This window comes from Thiolapillus sp. (assembly GCF_048562965.1).
Taxonomy (GTDB): domain Bacteria; phylum Pseudomonadota; class Gammaproteobacteria; order Chromatiales; family Chromatiaceae; genus Thiolapillus; species Thiolapillus brandeum_A.
Window position 1 is genome coordinate 1 of sequence record NZ_JBHNMF010001215.1, and the last position, 779, is coordinate 779.

The 779-nt window shown below is 43.3% G+C and carries 1 protein-coding gene; it reads left to right on the forward strand.

The window, feature by feature from the left end; all coding sequences use genetic code 11:
- Positions 1-51: 51 nt before the first annotated feature.
- Positions 52-779: reverse transcriptase domain-containing protein (locus tag ACOCD2_RS23395; protein ID WP_293726251.1), on the forward strand; the 728-nt coding region annotated here is incomplete at its 3' end.

Consider the following 779-nt stretch of genomic DNA (forward strand, 5'->3'; position numbering starts at 1 on the left):
ATTTTCTTCGATCTGGAAAAAGCTTACGACACCACGTGGAAACACGGTATACTGTCCGATCTTTACGACCTTGATTTTCGAGGCCATTTGCCTACATTCATTGATGGGTTTCTGTCCCATCGACTGTTCCAGGTGAGAGCTGGGTCCACTCTGTCTGATACGTATGAGCAGGAGATGGGTGTTCCTCAAGGTAGCATCTTGTCTCCGGTTCTTTTCAGTCTGAAAATTAACAATATTGTCAAGTCAGTCTTGAAAGGTTCAGAGGCGTCATTGTTCGTGGATGATTTTGCCCTTTGTATTCGTGCAAAGTTCCTCCCACATGCACAGAGACTTATGCAACTGTGTGTAAACAGCGTGCAGGATTGGATCTCTAACAATGGTTTCAAATTTTCCACCAGCAAAACAGTCTGCATGCATTTCTGTAATCAGCGTAACCACTTTGCAGAACCGTCTATCTTGTTGGACAAAACTCCTATCAAGGTAGTATCAGAAGCTAAATTTCTCGGTGTAGTATTTGATCGAACCTTATCCTACAGCAGTCATGTCAATTATCTGAAAACAAATTGCCTCAAAGCTCTGGATATTTTAAAAGTAGTAGGCCACACCGACTGGGGGGCCGATCAGAAAACTTTACTCTGTCTCTATCGAGCCCTCGTAAGATCTAAACTGGACTATGGTTGTATTGTGTATGGGGCAGCTTCAAACAACATTCTAAAGAAACTGGATCCCATCCATCACCAAGGCTTACGAATTGCTCTTGGAGCTTTTCGTACTTCTCC